Annotated in this window: 14 protein-coding genes; 4 read left to right on the plus strand and 10 right to left on the minus strand. The window is 62.1% G+C overall.

The window, feature by feature from the left end; translation table 11 throughout:
* Window positions 1–85 precede the first annotated feature (85 nt).
* Entirely contained in the window at window positions 86–622 is a 537-nt protein-coding gene (locus CAF76_RS00525; protein WP_039768121.1) for an MgtC/SapB family protein, read from the plus strand.
* Here the strand turns inward: CAF76_RS00525 and CAF76_RS28680 are convergent, their stop codons facing one another.
* Entirely contained in the window at window positions 623–781 is a 159-nt protein-coding gene (locus CAF76_RS28680) for a hypothetical protein (protein ID WP_165369575.1), read from the minus strand.
* A 216-nt stretch (window positions 782–997) separates the two neighbouring features.
* On the opposite strand from CAF76_RS28680, the gene CAF76_RS00530 reads away from it, so the two are divergent.
* From CAF76_RS00530 to glgB, 3 genes are all read left to right on the plus strand, one after another.
* Entirely contained in the window at window positions 998–2,992 is a 1,995-nt protein-coding gene (locus tag CAF76_RS00530) for an alpha-1,4-glucan--maltose-1-phosphate maltosyltransferase (protein WP_085646454.1), read from the plus strand.
* Window positions 2,993–3,162: 170 nt separating this feature from the next.
* Window positions 3,163–6,504 (plus strand): maltose alpha-D-glucosyltransferase, encoded by a 3,342-nt coding sequence (gene treS, locus CAF76_RS00535; protein WP_085646455.1) that lies wholly within the window; start codon window positions 3,163–3,165, stop codon window positions 6,502–6,504.
* A 2-nt stretch (window positions 6,505–6,506) separates the two neighbouring features.
* The gene (gene glgB, locus CAF76_RS00540; protein WP_085646456.1) at window positions 6,507–8,738 is read left to right on the plus strand and encodes a 1,4-alpha-glucan branching protein GlgB; all 2,232 of its coding nucleotides are present in this window, start codon (window positions 6,507–6,509) and stop codon (window positions 8,736–8,738) included.
* 51 nt (window positions 8,739–8,789) lie between these two features.
* On the opposite strand, the gene CAF76_RS00545 is transcribed toward glgB, so the two are convergent.
* From CAF76_RS00545 to CAF76_RS00585, 9 genes are all read right to left on the minus strand, one after another.
* Window positions 8,790–9,860, minus strand: coding sequence for an autotransporter outer membrane beta-barrel domain-containing protein (locus tag CAF76_RS00545; RefSeq protein ID WP_085646457.1), 1,071 nt, complete (start codon window positions 9,858–9,860; stop codon window positions 8,790–8,792).
* 391 nt (window positions 9,861–10,251) lie between these two features.
* On the minus strand, window positions 10,252–11,049 hold the full coding sequence (locus CAF76_RS00550; protein WP_085646850.1) for an endonuclease/exonuclease/phosphatase family protein: 798 nt from the start codon (window positions 11,047–11,049) through the stop codon (window positions 10,252–10,254).
* Between the two features lie 91 nt (window positions 11,050–11,140).
* The gene (locus CAF76_RS00555) at window positions 11,141–11,902 is read right to left on the minus strand and encodes a PIG-L deacetylase family protein (protein ID WP_064596291.1); all 762 of its coding nucleotides are present in this window, start codon (window positions 11,900–11,902) and stop codon (window positions 11,141–11,143) included.
* 181 nt (window positions 11,903–12,083) lie between these two features.
* The gene (locus CAF76_RS00560; RefSeq protein WP_085646458.1) at window positions 12,084–12,743 is read right to left on the minus strand and encodes a glycosyltransferase family 2 protein; all 660 of its coding nucleotides are present in this window, start codon (window positions 12,741–12,743) and stop codon (window positions 12,084–12,086) included.
* Window positions 12,740–13,339, minus strand: a complete 600-nt coding sequence (locus CAF76_RS00565; RefSeq protein WP_064596295.1) for a class I SAM-dependent methyltransferase — start codon at window positions 13,337–13,339, stop codon at window positions 12,740–12,742. The genes CAF76_RS00560 and CAF76_RS00565 overlap by 4 nt, the downstream gene beginning before the upstream one ends.
* Window positions 13,336–14,094, minus strand: coding sequence for a PIG-L deacetylase family protein (locus CAF76_RS00570; protein ID WP_085646459.1), 759 nt, complete (start codon window positions 14,092–14,094; stop codon window positions 13,336–13,338). The genes CAF76_RS00565 and CAF76_RS00570 overlap by 4 nt, the downstream gene beginning before the upstream one ends.
* Complete coding sequence (locus CAF76_RS00575) at window positions 14,091–15,089, minus strand: acyl-CoA dehydrogenase family protein (protein WP_085646460.1); 999 nt, start codon at window positions 15,087–15,089, stop codon at window positions 14,091–14,093. The genes CAF76_RS00570 and CAF76_RS00575 overlap by 4 nt, the downstream gene beginning before the upstream one ends.
* Before the next feature lies 1 nt (window position 15,090).
* On the minus strand, window positions 15,091–17,250 hold the full coding sequence (gene glgX / locus CAF76_RS00580) for a glycogen debranching protein GlgX (RefSeq protein WP_064596299.1): 2,160 nt from the start codon (window positions 17,248–17,250) through the stop codon (window positions 15,091–15,093).
* 109 nt (window positions 17,251–17,359) lie between these two features.
* Window positions 17,360–17,695, minus strand: a complete 336-nt coding sequence (locus CAF76_RS00585) for a DUF2934 domain-containing protein (RefSeq protein WP_085646461.1) — start codon at window positions 17,693–17,695, stop codon at window positions 17,360–17,362.
* Window positions 17,696–17,706: the final 11 nt, after the last annotated feature.

Raw genomic sequence — 17,706 nt, forward strand, 5'->3', positions numbered from 1 at the left:
GTGCGCGGTTCTGCAGATCGTTCTACGCAACCGATTAATGGTCGGCGCTGTCCATCCTTTATCAACTTATAACAAGGACTGGACGATGAACGCCTGGTGGCATGAAGTGTGGGAAACACTGCAAGCGGAATTCGCCGACATCGGCGATGCGTCGCAGCTGACCCGGATCACCGTGCGCCTGTTGATGGCGGCCATATTGGGCGGGATTCTCGGGTTTGAGCGCGAGCACAAGGGCAAGGCCGCCGGGGTGCGAACGCACATGCTGGTAGCCCTTGGCGCGGCGTTGTTCGTGCTGGTACCGCAATTGTCCGGTTCCCAGGCCGACGCCATGAGCCGGGTGGTGCAGGGCGTGATTGCCGGGATCGGCTTTCTCGGCGCCGGCACCATCCTCAAGAACCATGAAGGCGACGAAGGCCACGTCAAGGGCCTGACCACCGCCGCCGGCCTGTGGATGACCGCCGCCATCGGCGTCGCGGCCGGTCTGGGCCGCGAGGCGACGGCGGTGCTCAGTACGTTGCTCGCGTTGGGAATATTCAGTGTCATGCCGCGGATCGTCAGGGTCTTCGAAAAGGATCACATCGAGAAGGACCGCATCGAGAAAGACCACAACGACCTACGCTGATCAGACGATTACCGGCGGCATGGTCGTCGGCGGTTCTTCCTTGGGCGGTGGCGTGGTGCCAGGCGGCTCCTGTTCAGGGATCGGTTGCGGTTCGGTTTCGGGCAGGGTCGGTTTGTCGATGTTCGGATCGGGTGTTTCAGCGGGAATTGGAATAGTCATCGGGTGAACCTCCGTGTGGCACTTGGCGTGGGACGTGCTTAAGTGGATTGACCACTTCACTGCGAAATCGATCCGATTTTGTAGCGCGGCAAATCCCTGTGAACTTTTCCCGGCGACGGCCGCTCGGAACCTGAGAGAGTTCATCCGGGCCCAGGCCCGACCGTGACCGCCAAACAGGCAAACGAGCGTCCTTGGGGCGTTAAGGAGAGATGCTCAATGACTGCTGAAAAACCTTCCGAACAGAGTTACAACCCGCACATGCCGCTGTCGCAGGCCTTGCTGTTGCCGCGCATCGTCATTGAAAACACCATGCCGACCCTCGACGGCGGGCAATTTGCCGTCAAGGCAATCGCTGGTCGGGAGATCGTGGTCACCAGCAAAGTGTTCGCCGACGGTCACGACAAACTGGCGGTGCGCATCCGCTGGCGCGAAGAGGGTGACGAGACCTGGCAGACCGAAGTCATGAGCGATCAGGGCAACAATGGCTGGCGCGGTGTGTTTCAGCCGCAGCGCATGGGCCGTTATCTGTTCCTGATCGAAGCCTGGATCGACCAGTTCGCCAGTTTTCAGTACGAACTGGAGAAAAAGCACACCGCCGGCGTCCCGGTCAGCCTCGAGCTGCAAGAGGGACGCACCATGGTGCAGCAGGCCGCCGAGCGCAGCGAAGGTCAGCTCAGCGAACAACTGGCCGGCTTGCACCACGAATTGTCCGGCCTGCTCGAAACCGAGCAGGTCGCGTTGTTTCTGCACTCGCGCAGTGCGCAACTGATGGCCGAGGCCGATCACCGCGCCTACCTGAGCCTCAGTGCGGAATTCCCGGTGGACGTCGAGCGCGAATTGGCGGAATTCGCCAGTTGGTACGAACTGTTTCCCCGCTCGATCACCGACGATCCCGCCCGCCACGGCACCTTCAATGACGTGCACTCGCGCCTGCCGATGATTCAGGACATGGGCTTCGACGTGTTGTATTTCACGCCGATCCACCCGATTGGTCGCAGCCATCGCAAGGGTCGCAACAACTCCCTGACCGCCGGCCCGGACGATCCCGGCAGTCCGTATGCGATCGGCAGCGAGGAGGGCGGCCACGAAGCGATTCACTCGCAACTCGGCACCCGTGAGGACTTCCGTCGGCTGGTGGCCGCTGCCGCTGACCATGGTCTGGAAATCGCCCTCGATTTCGCCATTCAGTGTTCCCAGGATCACCCGTGGCTCAAGCAGCATCCGGGCTGGTTCAACTGGCGACCGGACGGCACGATCAAATACGCGGAGAACCCGCCGAAGAAATACCAGGACATCGTCAACGTCGACTTCTATGCGCCGGAAGCGATTCCGAGTCTGTGGGTCGAGTTGCGCGACATTGTGATCGGCTGGGTGCAGGAGGGCGTGAAGATCTTTCGCGTCGACAACCCGCACACCAAGCCGCTGCCGTTCTGGCAATGGTTGATCGCCGATGTCCGTACGCTGTACCCGGAAGTGATTTTCCTCGCCGAGGCTTTCACCACCCCGGCGATGATGGCGCGGCTGGGCAAGGTCGGTTACACCCAGAGCTACACCTATTTCACCTGGCGCAACACCAAGACCGAACTGGCGACCTATTTCAGCGAGCTGAATGAGTCGCCGTGGCGCGAGTGCTACCGGCCCAACTTCTTCGTCAACACTCCGGACATCAACCCGGCGTTCCTGCATGAGTCGGGACGTCCCGGATTCCTCATTCGCGCCGCGCTGGCGACCATGGGTTCGGGCCTGTGGGGCATGTACTCGGGGTTTGAACTGTGCGAATCGGCGCCAGTGCCGGGCAAGGAGGAATACCTCGATTCCGAGAAGTACGAGATCCGCGTCCGCGACTTCAACCAGCCCGGCAACATCATTGCCGAGATCGCCCAGCTCAACCGCATCCGCCGCCAGAACCCGGCGCTGCACAGCCATCTGGGACTGAAGATCTACAACGCCTGGAACGACAACATTCTGTATTTCGGCAAGCGCAGCGCGGACGGCAGCAACTTCATTCTGGTGGCCGTCAGCCTGGATCCGCATAACGTACAGGAGGCGAATTTCGAGCTGCCGCTGTGGGAAATGGGCCTGCCGGACGATGCCACCACCCACGGCGAAGACCTGATGAACGGCCATCGCTGGGACTGGCACGGCAAGTACCAATTCATGCGGATCGACCCGGCGTATCAGCCGTTCGGAATCTGGCGCATCACTGCCTGAACACAGAGCCCCTGTGGGAGCGAGCCTGCTCGCAAATGCGGGCCAACATTCAATACATAGGTTGCCTGCCAACTCGAATTCGCGAGCAGGCTCGCTCCCACAGGGTGCTCATCGTTTTGCGAGCCAAGTGATCGGCTCACCGTGTTTATAGAATTGAACAGGAGTTTCACATGGCGAAGAAACCCAAGGCTGCCACCTTCATCAAAGACCCGCTCTGGTACAAGGACGCGGTCATCTATCAAGTTCACGTCAAATCCTTTTTCGACTCGAATAACGACGGGATCGGTGACTTTCCCGGCCTGATCGCCAAACTCGATTACATCGCCGATCTTGGCGTCAACACCATCTGGCTGTTGCCGTTCTACCCCTCGCCACGCCGCGACGACGGTTACGACATCGCCGAATACCGGGGCGTCCACAGCGATTACGGGACGATGGCCGACGCCAAACGGTTCATTGCCGAAGCACACAAGCGTGGCCTGCGGGTGATCACCGAGCTGGTCATCAACCACACCTCCGATCAGCACCCGTGGTTCCAGCGAGCGCGCAAGGCGAAGCCAGGCTCGGCGGCGCGGGACTTCTACGTGTGGTCGGATGACGACCAGAAATACGACGGCACCCGGATCATTTTTCTCGACACCGAAAAGTCCAACTGGACCTGGGACCCGGTGGCGGGCCAATACTTCTGGCACCGCTTCTATTCACACCAGCCGGACCTTAATTTCGATAACCCGCAAGTCATGAAAGCCGTGCTGTCGGTCATGCGCTATTGGCTGGACATGGGCATCGACGGCCTGCGCCTGGACGCGATTCCGTACCTGATCGAGCGCGACGGCACCAACAACGAAAACCTTCCGGAAACCCACGACGTCCTCAAGCAGATCCGCGCCGAGATTGACGCCAATTACCCTGATCGCATGCTGCTGGCCGAAGCCAACCAATGGCCCGAAGACACCCAGCTGTATTTTGGTGATACCGACGCCGAGGGCGTGAATGGCGACGAATGCCACATGGCGTTCCACTTTCCGCTGATGCCGCGCATGTACATGGCCCTGGCCCAGGAAGATCGCTTTCCGATCACCGACATCCTGCGCCAGACCCCGGAGATCCCGGCTAACTGCCAATGGGCGATCTTCCTGCGCAACCACGATGAACTGACGCTGGAGATGGTCACCGACAAGGAACGCGACTACCTGTGGAATTACTACGCGGCCGACCGTCGCGCACGGATCAACCTCGGCATCCGCCGGCGTCTGGCGCCGTTGATGGAACGTGACCGCCGCCGCATCGAACTGCTCAACAGCCTGCTGCTGTCGATGCCTGGCACGCCGACCCTGTATTACGGCGATGAAATCGGCATGGGCGACAACATCTACCTCGGCGACCGCGACGGCGTGCGTACGCCGATGCAATGGTCGATCGACCGCAACGGCGGCTTCTCTCGCGCCGACCCGGCCAGTCTGGTACTGCCGCCGATCATGGACCCGCAATACGGCTATCAGTCGGTCAACGTCGAAACCCAGGCCGGCGACCCGCATTCGCTGCTGAACTGGACCCGACGCCTGCTGACCGTGCGCAAGCAATCCAAGGCGTTCGGTCGTGGCACCTTGAAGATGTTGTCGCCGGCCAACCGTCGCGTTCTGGCCTACACCCGCGAATACACCGGGCCGGACGGCAAGCACGAAATCATTCTGTGCGTAGCCAACGTGTCACGCAGTGCACAAGCGGTGGAACTCGACCTGTCGGCTTACGTCGGCATGGTGCCGGTGGAAATGCTCGGTGGTAACGCGTTCCCGCCCATCGGCCAGCTGAGTTTCCTGCTGACCCTGCCGCCTTACGGGTTCTACTGGTTCGGCCTGGCGGCGGAAAACCAGATGCCGAGCTGGCACGTGGAACCTGCGCAGAGCCTGCCGGACTTCACCACGCTGGTGCTGAAAAAGCGCATGGAGGAACTGCTCGAAGCACCGTCCCGGGCCACCCTCGAACAGGCGATCCTGCCGAGCTGGCTGCAGAACCGCCGCTGGTTTGCCGGCAAGGACGCGGCCATCGAACAGGTGAAACTGGCCTACGGCGTGCGCTTCGGCGATGCGCAGCATCCGGTGTTGTTCAGCGAAATCGAAGTGCAGAGCGGCGGGCAAACCAGCCGGTATCAACTGCCGTTCGGCTTCATTGCCGAAGATCAGGTCGGGCCGGCATTGCCGCAACAACTGGCCCTGGCCCGAGTGCGCCGGGTTCGCCAGGTCGGCTTGATTACTGATGCCTTCAGCCTTGAAGCATTTGTTCGCGCGGTGCTGCAAGGTATGCAGGGCGGTACGGTGCTGGAGTCCAGTGATGGCGAGATCCGTTTCGAGGCGACGCCGCAACTGGAAAAACTCGGCCTCGGCGCGGAATCCGAAGTGCGCTATCTGTCCGCCGAGCAATCCAACAGCTCGGTGGTGATCGGCAACAGTCTGGTGCTCAAGCTGATCCGCAAAGTCGCTTCCGGCGTACACCCGGAACTGGAGATGAGCGCTTACCTGACCGCGGCCGGATTTGCCAATATCTCACCGCTGCTCGGCTCGGTGATTCGTCGGGACGGGAAGGGCGAAGACAATCTGTTGATGATTGCACAGGGCTATCTGAGCAATCAGGGCGACGCCTGGGAATGGACGCAGAACAACCTCGAACGTGCACTGCGCGACGAACTGGCCGACGCGGTGTCCGAGCAGGCGCAACACTACAACGCCTTGGGCGAACTGAAGGATTTCGCCGGGATGCTCGGCCAGCGTCTGGGGGAAATGCATCAGGTACTGGCAGCGCCGAGCGACAACAAGGACTTCGCGCCGCAAGTCAGTTCGGCCAAGGATGCCCAGGCGAGCGGCAAGGATGTCGCGGCGCAGGTCGAGCATGCGCTGAAGCTGCTCAAACAGCATCAGGGCGAGCTCAATGCGGCGGATCAGAAGCTGGTCGCTCGTTTGCTCGACAACAAGAAAACCATCCTTGCCCACGTTCAGGAACTGGCCAAGCAATCCGCCGGCGGTCTGCGGATTCGTGTGCACGGCGACCTGCATTTGGGGCAGGTGCTGGTGATCAAGGGCGACGCGTACCTGATCGATTTCGAAGGCGAACCGGCGCGGCCACTGGCCGAGCGCCGTGGCAAGCACAGTCCGTACAAGGACGTCAGCGGAGTGCTGCGCTCCTTCGACTATGCCGCGGCCATGGCCCTGAATGTGCACAACGTCGACAACAGCCCCGAGGCCGAAGCCGCGCGTCGGCGGGTCACGGAGCGTTACCTGCGCGAAGCCCGGGAAGCATTTCTCCAGGCATATCGCCAAGCGGCAGCTAGTCTTGATCATGCCTGGCAAGATCCTGAAGGTGCCGACGCCGCACTGGCGTTGTTCGGTCTGGAGAAAGCGGCCTACGAAGTGGCCTATGAAGCCGAAAATCGCCCCACCTGGCTGCCCGTGCCGCTGCACGGTCTGTATGGGTTATTGACGGGGCTCAAACCCTTTTACGATCTTGGTGGAGAGTAGTCATGAGTTTCTCGAACAGGGAACAGGGTCACGCTAAAGAAAGATTGCTGCCCACTGCAAAAGACATTGATGCCTTGGTGCGCGCAGAACACCACGACCCGTTTTCCATTCTTGGCCCCCACGGCGATGGCGCCGGCGGGCAGTTTATCCGGGCGTATCTGCCCGGCGCGTTGAGTGTTTCTGTTGTCGATAAAAACAGTGGCGAAGAACTCGGTCCGCTGGAGGCTACCGAAACGCCGGGGCTGTTTGTCGGGCATTTCGAGGGCGCGCGGCCGTACCTGTTGCGCACCCGCTGGGCCGGTGGTGAACAGGTCGCGGAAGATCCCTACAGCTTTGGTCAGTTGCTCGGTGAAATGGACTTGTATCTGTTCGCCGAAGGCAATCACCGCGACCTCAGCAGCTGCCTCGGCGCGCAGCTGAAAACCGTCGATGGCGTCGACGGTGTGCGCTTTGCCGTGTGGGCGCCGAATGCCCGGCGGGTGTCGGTGGTCGGCGATTTCAACGTCTGGGACGGCCGGCGGCATCCGATGCGCCTGCGACATCCGTCTGGCGTGTGGGAATTGTTCATTCCGCGCCTGCAGGCGGGCGAGCTGTACAAATACGAAATCCTCGGTGCTCACGGCATCCTGCCGCTCAAGGCCGACCCGATGGCGCTGGCCACCAGCCTGCCGCCGGACACTGCGTCAAAAGTCGCCGCACCGTTGCAGATCGACTGGCAGGATCAGGACTGGATGAGCAGCCGCCACGAGCGACAGCAGCACAGCGCGCCGCTGTCGATCTATGAATTGCACGCCGGATCCTGGCAGTGCGAACTCGATGATCTCGGCGAAGTGGCGCGTCAGTACACCTGGCCGGAACTGGCCGAGCGTTTGATTCCCTACGTGAAGGAGCTGGGCTTCACCCACATTGAACTGATGCCGATCATGGAGCACCCGTTCGGCGGTTCGTGGGGCTATCAGTTGCTGTCGCAGTTCGCTCCGAGTGCGCGATACGGCACGCCCGAGGAGTTCGGCGATTTCGTCAATGCCTGCCACCAGGCTGGCATCGGTGTGATTCTCGACTGGGTGCCCGCGCATTTCCCCACCGATACCCACGGTCTGGCGCAGTTCGATGGCACGGCGTTGTATGAGTACGGCAATCCGCAAGAAGGTTTTCATCAGGACTGGGACACGCTGATCTACAACCTGGGCCGCACCGAAGTGCACGGCTACATGCTGGCGTCGGCGCTGCACTGGTTGAAGCATTTCCACGTTGATGGGCTGCGGGTCGATGCGGTGGCGTCGATGCTCTATCGCGATTATTCGCGCAAGGCCGGCGAGTGGGTGCCCAATCGTCATGGCGGTCGCGAGAACCTGGAAGCCATCGACTTTCTGCGGCACTTGAACGACGTGGTGGCACTGGAAGCGCCGGGCGCGCTGGTGATCGCCGAGGAGTCCACAGCGTGGCCGGGCGTCAGCCAGAGCACCCAGCAGGGCGGTCTCGGTTTCGCTTACAAATGGAACATGGGCTGGATGCACGATTCGCTGCATTACATCCAGCAGGATCCGGTGTACCGCGCCCATCACCACAACGAGTTGAGTTTCGGTCTGGTCTACGCCTGGTCCGAGCGGTTCATCCTGCCGATTTCCCACGACGAGGTGGTGCACGGTAAGCATTCGCTGATCGACAAGATGCCCGGCGACCGTTGGCAGAAATTCGCCAATCTGCGCGCCTACCTGAGCTTCATGTGGACCCATCCGGGCAAGAAGTTGCTGTTCATGGGCTGCGAGTTTGGCCAATGGCGTGAGTGGAATCACGACCAGCAGTTGGACTGGTATCTGCTGCAATATTCGGAACACCAAGGCGTGCAGAAACTGGTCGGCGACCTCAACCGGCTCTACCGCGAAGAGCCAGCGCTGCACGAGCAGGACGATGCGCCGCAAGGCTTTCAGTGGTTGATCGGTGATGATGCGATCAACAGCGTTTACGCCTGGTTGCGCTGGAGCAAGGACGGCACGCCAGTGCTGGTGGTGGCCAACTTCACCCCGGTGCCGCGCCAGTCGTACCGGGTCGGTGTGCCGTTTGCCGGGCGCTGGAAGGAATTGCTCAACAGTGATGCCGACACCTACGCCGGTTCCAACTATGGCAATGGTGGCGGGGCGTTCACCGAAGAGGTGGCCAGCCATGGGCAGGCGTTGTCGCTGGAGCTGAACCTGCCGCCGCTGGCGGTGTTGATCCTCAAACCTGAGGGCTGACCCCACGCGAGATCGTTCCCACGCTCCGCGTGGGAACGATCATACGGGTGCTCACCAGCGCATCCGGATCCCCAGGCTGCCAATCAACCCGTTCAGGTCGTTGTCGTCCACGTCGCTGCTGTAATCGGCGCTGACGTACAGGCTCACCGTCGGTGTCATCCTCGCCACCAGCCCCAGGCCGACTTCCACGGTCGAGGACTTGCGGCTGCTGCTGATCTTGTCCACCTGATCCAGCGTCACCGTGTTGCCGGTATACACCGTGTGCCACAGGTTCGTGCGCACGTAGGGTTCGACCGGCAAGCCGTTCAGGTCATAGCTACCTTTCAAGCGTGCACCGACCCGGCCGCTCCAAGATGAAATATCGCTGGAAGACGCATTGCCCGAGCCCGCATAGGGTGTGTCCAGGGTGATGCGCTGGTTGATCAATTGCGCCTGCGGTTCAACCACCCAGTTTTCACCCAGACCGATCGGGAATCCGCCTTCCACCGACAGCGTCATCGCGCTGCCTTCGGTGGCCAGGCGTGCGCCTTGCTCGTTACGGCTGAAACCGCTGACCCGGCCGCCACTGGCCGACAGATCGACGTGCCAGCCTTGTGGGCCGATCAGGCTGTAGTAGGCGCCCAGGCTCTGGCCTTGCAAGTTGAGAGTGTCGGTGGTCGGGTCGGCGAGGGCGCGGCTGGTGATCAGGCCGTTGCCATTGCCCCGGATCTGATTGACCCCGCCGATCAGCCCGACCTGCTGGGTGTGGCCGCTGTTGCTCTTCAGCGTCAGTACGGCGGGACCCTTGGATTCGCCCGTGCCGGGCATGGCGAAGCCCGAATTGATGACGTCGGTTTGCGCCTGACGGGACGTCGGTCCGTAAAGCTGCTCCCAGGCCGAGGGGGCGAGGTCTTCGGTAATCAGCTTTGTACCGCGCAGGTCCGGCTGTGGGCTGAGCCGTTGCGGGCCTGGTGTCACGACCGTGGCGGGGAGGGTCATGACGGGAATGTCCTGGCGATACCAGGGTGTTGCTTCGTCCGCCACAGGACCCGCCTGCGCCTCCATGGACGAGCACAGCAAGATAGAACTTGAAACGGTGCAAAAGGTAACTTTGATCTCTTGTGAGGTGAGTGAGGTTTTCATGGAGGTCTACCTTGCTAGCGCATGCAGTATCTCGCCTTGGCGTCTCTCCTACCCCGAACGAGGGGCGACCGAATGGAGCGTGGCGAATCCGTGGCCGCCCGTTTTTGACGAGTGACCTGGGGTTCGCCCCGAGTAGTGTTTCCGGGGGTAGTAAGGTAGAGCTAAGAAGACCCGAGCCGCTGCGTCAAGAAATTGAACGATGAGCGGTCGAGTCAAAACAGGTGATGCAAGTTTTTGTTTTTGCGTATTTATCTAAGTTCTTGTTTGTAGGGCTAATCGCTGTGGAAGCCGCGAGGCAGAGACTTTTTGCAGCCGACAGTCGGTCTGCGAAACCGGGCCTGGCGACCAATTTCGCATCGTTGCGTATGTAAGGACAGCTGTCAGTATCGCGCTATAAATGCACTTCAACCGCCAGCGGCAAATGATCCGAAAGATGCGTCCACGGTTTGTTGCCGAGGATCTGCGGGTCGTGGCTGCTGGCATTGCGCAGGTAGATCCGGTCCAGTCGCAGCAACGGGAAGCGCGCGGGATAGGTCTTGGCCGGGCGGCCGTGGTGGCGTTCGAAGGCTTCGTGCAGGTAGTCGCGGCGGGCGAGGGCGACGTTACCCTGCAACTGCCAGTCATTGAAGTCGCCGGCGATGATCACTGGCGCATCGTCGGGCAGGGATTCGAGCAACTGACAAAGCAGCTGCAACTGCAATTGCCGATGGCTTTCGAGCAGGCTCAGGTGTACGCAGATGGCATGCACTTCGGCATGCCCCGGCACATCCAGTACGCAGTGCAACAGCCCGCGCCGTTCCGGGCCGGTGATCGAGACGTCGAGATTGCGATATTCGCGGATCGGGTATTTCGACAGCAGGGCGTTGCCGTGATGGCCATCGGGATAGACCGCATTGCGGCCGTAGGCAAAGTCACTCCACATACTGTCGGCAAGGAATTCGTACTGCGAGGTTTGCGGCCATTCGTGGTAGCGGCTGGAATGCCGCTCGTGTTCGCCCACCACTTCCTGCAGAAACACCAGATCGGCCGAGGTGCTGCGCACCGCTTCACGCAGTTCCGGAAGGATGAAACGTCGATTGAGCGCGGTGAAACCCTTGTGCGTGTTGACCGTCAGCACCCGCAGGCGATGGATGGAGGACGGGGTGGAAGTCTGCGCGTCGACGACATGACGCTTGGGATCGCTGGACACGTTCACTCCTCTGAATCATGACTGCCTGTTCATGCGACTGATCCGGGCGCGGGCAGTTCACTTTGACTGGCTGCCCGCGCCCGATGGACAGTCAATCGACGAAGACGATCTCGTAGGGCAGGCGCATGCGTTCCAGTATCGACTTGGGCAACAGTGGCGCGATTCCGATCGCCGGTTCGCCATTGAGCTGGCTGGCGTAGGCATGGGTGGCGTGGCTCTTGCGCGCGACGGTCCAGGTGTCGAGGCGCAGCTTGCGCGCGCGATGCCACGGAATCTGTCCCTGATCGCGTTCCGGCCAGTGCCAGGCCCAGACCGGCACGTCGTGGTAAGTGGCGCCGACCTGTTGCGCCGCTTTGGCACTGGCCCGGCCGACCACTTCATGATCGGCGGTGCCATCTTCGCACCAGGTGCTGAAGACCACATCACCGGGGCGCAGGTAGCGGGCGATGAAATCGGTCAGTTGGGTTTCCTGGTCGAGCAGGGCCTTGTCGGTAAAACCGCCGCGCACCCATTTCAGGCTGTGCATCGGCAAACCGAGGCGGCGCAGGGCTTCGACGCTTTCCTGCGGGCGGAAAACGCTCAGGCGTTTTTCCGACCACTGGCGCGAGCCCGGATGACTGGCGCTGCCATCGGTGATCGACAGCAGTTGCAAGGGATGTCCGAGGCTGGAAAGCAGTTGCAGCAAACCGCCGCAGGTCACCACTTCATCGCCGGGGTGCGGGGCGATGACCACGGCACGGGCGCCGGGTGGCACCAAGGTGTGGGTATTGATGACGGGAATGTTGTCGAGCTGCGGGGCGCTGTTCCAGATCTGCGCCGGCAGGCCGTTTTCGCTGAGGGATAACGGTTTCATGAGTGATACGTCCTTGTTGTGTCTCGCCCTCAGTCGCACAAGCGCCGGTCTCCAGGCGTGTTCGACCCGTGAAGGCTGGTGGATAGCCCTGCAGCGCTCCGAACCCTGGATTGCTGCGCAGCAGAGTATTGCTCAAGACGGGCGGTTCGTCGCGTCACAGATCAATCTGATCCGCTTTTTTTTATTCAGTCTGTGCCAACTGTCGCAGATAGTCGCCAAAACCACCGCGTGCGCGGCTGTCCAGACGGGCGCTGGTAATGACCTGCGGCCGATGACTCCAGGCGATGCTGGCCCCGCAAAGCTCCAGTTGGCGCACCAGCCGCACATCTTCGTCACAGGTCAATGGTTCGAAGCCTCCGGCACGCACGTAAGCTTGTGCGCTGACGCCCAGATTGGCGCCATGGATGTGCCGGTGTCCTTCGCAGGCCTGGTAATGACCGTGATAGCGAATCTGCGCGGCTTCATCGAAGGTGTCATGCCAGCGCTCGACCGTCACCGTGCCGCACACGGCATCGGTGCCCAATCCCAGTTGTTCCACCAGCCAGTCTTCGGCGACGCGGCTGTCGGCGTCGGTGCAGGAAATCCAGCGAGCACCCCGATCAAGCAGCTGTTGCGCACCGATGGCTCGGGCCTGGCCGACATTGCGTGCCTCGATGCTCAGCGCCCGCACAGGGTACTGGCTGACGATATGCGCCGAACGGTCGGTGCAACTGTCGAGCACCACCAGAATCTCCACCGGTTCACCTACCAGCATCGGATGCCCGGCGGCGCGCAGGGCGGCCTGCAGGCAGTCATCGAGCCACTCTTCTTCGTTGTGTGCCGGGATCAGGATGCCAATCATCGCAAACCCTCCAGCGCGGCCACCGAACGCGGTTCGCGGCTCCAGACTTCCAGCAGGAAATCTGCCTCCTGATGCAGGACCAATCGTGACAGGTGCAACTGTTCATGAATCAGGTCATGGACCTGGCGAGCATTGAGCGGGCAGCCATCGATGGGCGGGCGCCAGTGACAGGCCAGCAATTGACCGTCTGCCGTCAACGAATCGCTGATGCGACGGATGACCTCTGTCAGATCCTGTCGATCAAGGTAGTAGCCGATTTCGCTGAATACGATCAGGTCGAATTTTTCCTCAGGCCAGTCAACAGGCAGGCGACCCTGCCGCACCTCGGCGTGGTCGAACAGGCTCAGCCGGGTACGCGCCAGATTCACCGCGGCGGCGCTTGTATCGCAGCACAACAGTCGATCACAGCGTTCGGCCAGCGCGGCACTCAGTTCACCGTTGGCGCAACCCGGTTCGAAGATCGCGCGGTAATGCGGGCGGGGCAGTGCCGCCAGGGTCACCAGGCGTTTACGCTGCTCGTACCAGCGCTGGCGAAATCCCCAAGGGTCGTTATTGCCGGCGAACAGGCCTTCGAAGTAACGATCCTCGACGCTCATAGAAAGACCACCTCGAACGGTTGCAGCAAACGGTCGATGACATAGGGCGCGAGCACCGGTGGCAGGCCTGCGTCGGGATCGCCTTCCAGCTGACTGGCGAAGGCGTGCACCGCGTGACGCTTGCGTGCGACCTGCGCCGGGCTGAGCAGAATCTTGCGCGCCCGTTCCCAGGGCACGATGGCGTCTTCCGGCGTCGCCCAGTGCCAGGTCCAGACCGGCAGCTCGTGGCAAATCGCACCCACGCGGTACGCTGCTTCGACGCTGGCGCGGCCGACGGCCTCATGGTCGCTGTGGCCGTCTTCGCGCCAGGTGGTGAAGATCACGTCGTCGGGTTGCAGGTAGCGGGTCAAGTAGTCACACAGCATCGACTCGCGCGCGGCGACCTGAGTGTCGGGAAAGCCGCCGCGCAGCCATTGCACCTGATGCATGGGCAGGCCGAGACGACGCAGGGCTTCGGCGGATTCCTGCGGGCGCACCACACTCAGGCGCTCCACCGGCCAGCGCTCCGAGCCAGGGTGACTGGCGCTGCCATCGGTGACCGAAATCAGTTGCAGGGTGCGGCCCGCCGCTGCGAGCTGTTGCAACAGCCCGCCGCAACCGAGCACTTCATCATCCGGGTGCGGCGCGATCACCACGGCCCGGGATCCCGGCGGAACCAGGTCGAGAATGTCGATGCTCTCCACCGCTGCCAGATGACGCGAGCCCTGCCACTCATGCAAGGAGGTTCCTTCACCGATGATCGGATTGCGCTTCATAGGGCCCAACCCTCGCGCGGTTGCTGCGCAGCCAGTTGGCCCAGTACTGCCAGATCCCGTTCGGCATGGCTCTGGCGCAGATACACCGGCAGGTCGGCCGCCAGGCGGGCAAAGTGCAGGTCCTTGCAGAACGGCCCGGCGCCAAGTGCCCGGCCAGTCTCGCGCATGACCTGTGCAGCGGCGTCCTCGACCACGGCACGCACACGCCGGGCCAACAACTCGGCGTCGGCTCCGGGATTGCTGTCGATGTCCAGGGCACTGACGCGCAGCACCTGTGCGGCGCCGTGCAGCGCGCTGTCGACGGCGCCGAGACTGGCCAGTGCGTGCGGGTCCTCACGCCGCGCACAGTGCTGGCGCAAGCGTTCGCCGATCGCCCTCGCGGCGCCGTACCAGCACGCGGCGATCCCGATCCCGCCGTGCCAGAAACCCGGACGTTGCAGGTAGTCGCCAGGATCGCCGATCGCCTGCGCCTCGACCTCATCGAACAGCACCTCGACGCTGCCGGTGGCGGCCATGCCGACCGCTTGCCAGCCTTGATCGGTGACGGTCACGCCCGGTTGGTCGAGGGCCACGGCCACCAGTTGCTGATGATCGTCCTCATCCCACGCCGTCAGCAGGGCATGACTGAGCACTGCCGCCCCGGAGCACCAGGCCTTGCGTCCATTCAACCGCACCATTTGCCCCGAACGGCTGACCCGAACCCGCGCCTGCGGTGGTTCGGCTGCCCACATGCCCCACGTGCTGCCGGGTGTCGGCGAGCCACCGAGCTGCTCGATGATCGTCAGCGCGTCGGTGTGACCTTCATAGAGTTTGCACAGCCCCAGATCGTGCCCACCGACCTCGGACAGCCTCTGCCAGCGCTCCAGCGTACGACCGCTACCGGGTAACGGCAGGCGATCGAGGCCGGCCTCAACCAGTTGCCGCAGACACAGGCCGAGGGCGGCAGTGTCGCGGTAGTCCGGCGCGTGCCGTGAGAGATAGACGGGCAAGTCCATGTCAGTCCTCTTCTTCGCGTTGCAGTTCAAACAGCAACAGCGAGCGTCCGGTGACCGAGTACTCATGACCGAACTCAAAACGCTCCTGGCCACGGATCGAAGGCTGGTTGGTATCGATCATGCACGTCCAGAAACTGCCTTCAGGCACTTCCGGCAAGGTGAAGTTGACGATGTCGTGATGGGCGTTCACCACCAGCAGCAACGTGGCGTCGCCACCCTTGCGGCGGATCCCGGTTTCCTGGGCACGACCGTCAAGCAGCATGCCCATGCAGCGGTTCTGCGCGTCATGCCAGTGCTCGGTGGTCATTTCCGTGGCGTCCGGCGCAAGCCAGGTCACGTCCTTGACGCCGATGTCCTCGTTGTATTCGCCGACCAGGAACCGCCCGCGTCGCAGGATCGGATACGCCAGGCGCAACTTGATCAGGCGTTTGACGAATTTCAGCAGCGCCTTGCCGTCCTCGCTCAGGTCCCAGTTGACCCAGCCGATCTCGCTGTCCTGGCAGTAGGCATTGTTGTTGCCGTCCTGGGTACGAGCGAATTCGTCACCGGCCACCAGCATCGGCGTGCCTTGGGACAGCAGCAGGGTGGCGAAGAAGTTGCGCATCTGCCGGTGGCGCAGCGCATTGATTTCCGGGTCGTCGGTGGGGCCTTCGACGCCGTGGTTCCAGGACAGGTTGTTGTTGCTGCCATCCTGATTGTTTTCGTCGTTGGCCTCATTGTGCTTGTCGTTGTACGACACCAGATCGTTGAGGGTGAAACCGTCGTGAGCAGTGACGAAGTTGACCGACGAATAAGGCCGGCGACCGCGCTGGTTGAACATTTCCCCGGAGGCGGTCATGCGGCTGGCGAAGTCGGCGAGTTGGCCGTCGTCGCCTTTCCAGAAGGCACGCACGGTGTCGCGGAACTTGTCGTTCCACTCGACCCAGCCCGGCGGGAAATTGCCGACCTGATAACCGCCGGGGCCACAGTCCCAGGGCTCGGCGATCATTTTCACTTGGCGCAGCACCGGATCCTGGCGGCAGGCCACGAGGAAACTGTGCCGTTCATCAAAGCCGTCGTGATAGCGACCGAGGATGGTCGCCAGGTCGAAGCGGAAGCCGTCGACGTGCATTTCACTGGCCCAGTAGCGCAGCGAGTCGGTGACCATTTGCAGCACGCACGGGTGGCTCAGGTCGAGGGTGTTACCGGTGCCGGAATCGTTGATGTAGAAGCGCTTGTCGTCCGGCATCAAGCGGTAGTACGAGGCGTTGTCGATCCCGCGCATCGACAGGGTCGGGCCTTGCTCGTTGCCTTCGGCGGTGTGGTTGTAGACCACGTCGAGAATCACTTCGAGATTGGCGTCGTGCAGGTGCGCGACCATTTCCTTGAACTCGGCAATTTTGCCGCTGGCCAGATAGCGCGGATCCGGGGCGAAGAACGCGATGCTGTTGTAGCCCCAGTAATTGGTCATGCCCTTGTGCAGCAAGTGCTGGTCATTGACGAAGGCATGGATCGGCAACAGTTCGACGGTGGACACCCCGAGTTTGCGGATGTGCTCCAGCACATCGTCGACCATCAACCCGGCAAACGTGCCGCGCACATTCTCCGGCACCGAAGGGTGGCGCATGCTGATGCCGCGCACGTGGGTCTCGTAAATGATGGTCTTGTCCCACGGCACGCTGACGCGATGGTCGTGGCCCCAGGTGTGCGCCGGGTCGATGACCTTGCACTTGGGGACGAAGGGCGCGCTGTCGCGCTCGTCGAAACTGAGGTCGGCGTCCGGGTGGCCGATGGTGTAGCCGAACAGCGCTTCGGACCATTTCAATTCGCCCACCAATTGCTTGGCATAGGGGTCGATCAGCAACTTGTTGTGGTTGAAGCGGTGGCCGTTGGCCGGGTCGTAGGGTCCGTAGACCCGGTAACCGTAAATCAGTCCCGGATGCGCATCGGGCAGATAGCCGTGGTAGATCTCGTCGGTGTATTCCGGCAGTTCGATGCGTTCGAGTTCGACTTCGCCGGCATCGTCGAAAATGCACAGCTCGACCCGGGTGGCGTTGGCGGAGAACAGCGCGAAGTTCACCCCCAGACCATCCCAGGTCGCGCCGAGCGGGAAGGGCAGGCCTTCACGGATGCGCGAGGGTTCGGCGTGCGCGGCGGGCTCGGCTTTCTTTGGACGGGTCATAGGTGCTCCTGCAAAAAATCGGGGGGTAGGTGTTTTTCGAGGACGAGCGAGCCCTCGGTGGCGAGCGAACCCGCCACACGGTTATTCAAATCAATGGTTCGGGGGGGCGTCAGACCGCAGGCGGCTTGCGTGGCGCGCGGGGCTTTTTCTCGGTGGCTTTTTCGCCCGGTGGAATCACTTTGGCAGCACCGGCGGGCTTGGCCTTCGTCGTGGCGGCTGTCTTGGGTTTGGCAGCTGTCCCTTTGCCGTCGAGCGCTTTGCTGGTGGCGGTCTTGCCGGCGGTTTTACTGCCGGCGGCTTTTGGCGATTTTTTCGGCGCCAATGCTTCGGCTTCGGCCAGTTTGCGCGCCATCTCCCAGTGGCGGGCGTCCTGGCCCTCGGGTTTACCTTCGGATTCCCAGATCTGATAGGCGAATTCGCGGATGCGTTTATCGTCGGTACTCATCGCAATGCTCC

The organism is Pseudomonas sp. B40(2017), assembly GCF_002112855.1.
GTDB lineage: Bacteria > Pseudomonadota > Gammaproteobacteria > Pseudomonadales > Pseudomonadaceae > Aquipseudomonas > Aquipseudomonas pharyngis.

Coding starts and splice junctions, on each gene's coding strand:
- CAF76_RS00560 (WP_085646458.1), bottom strand. CDS start 12,743: ATGATTGGCATCCTGATCCCGGCACACAACGAAGAAGAGTGGCTCGAT.
- CAF76_RS00555 (WP_064596291.1), bottom strand. CDS start 11,902: ATGAAACCGTTATCCCTCAGCGAAAACGGCCTGCCGGCGCAGATCTGG.
- treS (WP_085646455.1), top strand. CDS start 3,163: ATGGCGAAGAAACCCAAGGCTGCCACCTTCATCAAAGACCCGCTCTGG.
- CAF76_RS00565 (WP_064596295.1), bottom strand. CDS start 13,339: ATGAGCGTCGAGGATCGTTACTTCGAAGGCCTGTTCGCCGGCAATAAC.
- CAF76_RS00545 (WP_085646457.1), bottom strand. CDS start 9,860: ATGAAAACCTCACTCACCTCACAAGAGATCAAAGTTACCTTTTGCACC.
- glgX (WP_064596299.1), bottom strand. CDS start 17,250: ATGACCCGTCCAAAGAAAGCCGAGCCCGCCGCGCACGCCGAACCCTCG.
- CAF76_RS00585 (WP_085646461.1), bottom strand. CDS start 17,695: ATGAGTACCGACGATAAACGCATCCGCGAATTCGCCTATCAGATCTGG.
- CAF76_RS28680 (WP_165369575.1), bottom strand. CDS start 781: ATGACTATTCCAATTCCCGCTGAAACACCCGATCCGAACATCGACAAA.
- CAF76_RS00575 (WP_085646460.1), bottom strand. CDS start 15,089: ATGGACTTGCCCGTCTATCTCTCACGGCACGCGCCGGACTACCGCGAC.
- glgB (WP_085646456.1), top strand. CDS start 6,507: ATGAGTTTCTCGAACAGGGAACAGGGTCACGCTAAAGAAAGATTGCTG.
- CAF76_RS00530 (WP_085646454.1), top strand. CDS start 998: ATGACTGCTGAAAAACCTTCCGAACAGAGTTACAACCCGCACATGCCG.
- CAF76_RS00570 (WP_085646459.1), bottom strand. CDS start 14,094: ATGAAGCGCAATCCGATCATCGGTGAAGGAACCTCCTTGCATGAGTGG.
- CAF76_RS00525 (WP_039768121.1), top strand. CDS start 86: ATGAACGCCTGGTGGCATGAAGTGTGGGAAACACTGCAAGCGGAATTC.